This window comes from Skermanella sp., from assembly GCF_059503625.1.
Map to the genome: position 1 here is coordinate 1 of NZ_JCACHA010000465.1, position 2,265 is coordinate 2,265.

2 protein-coding genes are annotated in these 2,265 nt (G+C 56.6%); both read left to right on the forward strand.

All coding sequences use genetic code 11. The features are described 5' to 3' along the window. On the forward strand, nucleotides 1-695 hold a 695-nt coding region (locus AC5JJ6_RS10160), incomplete at its 5' end, for a ferritin-like domain-containing protein (protein ID WP_496041925.1). Between the two features lie 241 nt (nucleotides 696-936). Further along, nucleotides 937-1,431: an RNA polymerase sigma factor gene (locus AC5JJ6_RS10165; RefSeq protein ID WP_496041926.1), complete on the forward strand. Its 495-nt coding sequence runs from the start codon at nucleotides 937-939 to the stop codon at nucleotides 1,429-1,431. The last annotated feature ends 834 nt before the right edge of the window (nucleotides 1,432-2,265 follow it).

The window sequence follows — 2,265 nt, forward strand, 5'->3', positions numbered from 1 at the left end:
CTGAATTTTATCAACGCGCTGCTTTCGGCAGAGGGTTGCTGCTGAAGAATGTTCAGGGTCAGGGGCATTTTGGGCCGGTCAGTGGCGGCCGGCAAGTTCCGTTCACCAGCCCGATCGTTCAGCAGTACGCAATGGAAATTGCCGAAGACGAAAACAACCACGTTGTCTTCCTGCGCTCGCAGCTGGGCAATGCCGCGGTTGCCCGCCCTAAGCTGAATTTGGACACAAGCTTCACCACGGCGGCACGCGCCGCTGGGCTCATCTCGGCGGGTCAAGTCTTCGATCCTTACGCCAACGAGACCAATTTTCTGCTCGCGGCCTTTATCTTCGAAGATGTCGGCGTCACCGCCTATAAGGGTGCTGCACGTTTTATTTCGAACCCGGACGTTCTGGAAGCAGCTGCCGGCATCCTGGCAGCCGAAGCCTACCATGCCGGCATTATTCGTTCCGCCCTATACCAGCTTGGCCTGCTCGATCAGGCCAAAGCCATATCCGATCTTCGCGACGCAGTGGATGGACCTGACGGGATCGATCAGGATCTCGGAACGCTGGAAAGGGCCAACCTGATCCCCACAGATCTTAACGGACTTGCCTATAGCCGTACACCGCAGCAGGTCCTCAACATCGTTTACCTGGGGGGTAAGAGCAACGGCTTCGGCTTCTTTCCAGGTCGGACCAACGGCGCCATCGCGTAAGTAAAAGCACAGCAAGGTCCACTGGAATGGAGAGCACCTCTGTGAAGGACACATCTCGCCAATATCAGTGGCGCTCTCCAAGTGCAGCAGGCCGACGCCCACACCGGAATGAAATGACTAAAAAACCCGTTCCAGTCGTCACTCCATCCTTCCGCGACTGCTTTTCTCGCGGAATTTGCACCTGGCGCTCTTCTTTTCAGAAGACGGTCACGGTTTTCGATTTTGCTTGATGGATCATACCATGACTCCGATCACCATAAGGGACGGGCACGACGCTATTGTCGAATTATTGCCCGACCTGCGCCGGTTTGCCCGCGCGCTGGCCAGATCAGAGGATGCCGCAGACGAACTTGTTCAGACAGCCTATGTTCACGCGTTCAGCCATCCTCAATCCTTGTCCATCGTGAAGCAGCCATCAAACTGGATGCATTGCATCATCAGAAACATCTGGATCGATGAGAAGCGCAGTTCACATAACCGGTTGTCGGTCCAGTTGACGGACGATAACCATGTTGCGGATGATGATATCGAGCGCATTGTGATCGCACGAGCCACTTTGGCCCGGGTGTACACGGAGGTATTTGCCCTGCCGGAGAAACTGCGCTGCCCCATTGTCCTGGTCTGCCTGGACGGCTTGAGTTATCGCGAAACTGCCGCCAGATTGAACATTCCGATGGGCACGCTGATGAGCCATCTACACCGCGCACGCATTGAACTCGCCCGACGTATCGAGTGACCCTCTGCCCTCCGGGAGACCGGGGATGTCCCGGCCCATGTTGCAAATGGGCGGGCACCGCTGATTAACAATCACGCCGCCTCGCGCGTGCAGGTAGAATCGCTGTCCCTGATGTCAGTTGTTGAGTGTGCCCGGCAAGATCGAAGTTCCTTGATGGCGTGAAAACCCTCGATCCTGGCTGTATTCACCTCTTCCGTCAGCGGCACTTGTTTCCAAAAAATCATGGTGACCGTGCCTATACCCCTGCAAAGATCCAGAGCGCTCATACCGCCCACGGTTCAATGCTGCTTCCAGTTCGCTCTTCAGCATCGCCTAGATGAATAAGCGGATCTGCTGACTGACTCCCGCCCCCCGAGGATCAAACCAGTACTCGTCAAGCGATTGAACCGGAGCGTTGTTGGCTGTAATTTTCTCCATGGCATGATCCCCTAAGGCGGTGGTCAGATCGCCGATATGGGTTTTGTCACCTTCAGGAGATTACGTCGCCCGCCAATTTCCTGGCAACCAGGGGACACAGCCGGTATGCCGATACCCGCCGGTCCGCCTGACTATCGCGGGAAAGGGCGGAATCCACCATTACCTGATCTCTGCACCAACGACAGGAATAGACACTTACCACTAGGCGTCATACCCTCATTGTGGGAAATATCCCACCCGGCTGGGCCGTGCCCGTTTCAGTTGAGAATCCTTCTTGGCCGCCAAACCTACTGACTTCAGCGACGACGGACAGACAGACACGATACGTCGCTGCGCCCGCGGCGACGCCTCGGCCCTGCGCTTGCTGTACGATCGTCATGCGGGCCTGCTGCTGAGTTTGGCGCTCCGCATGCTCGG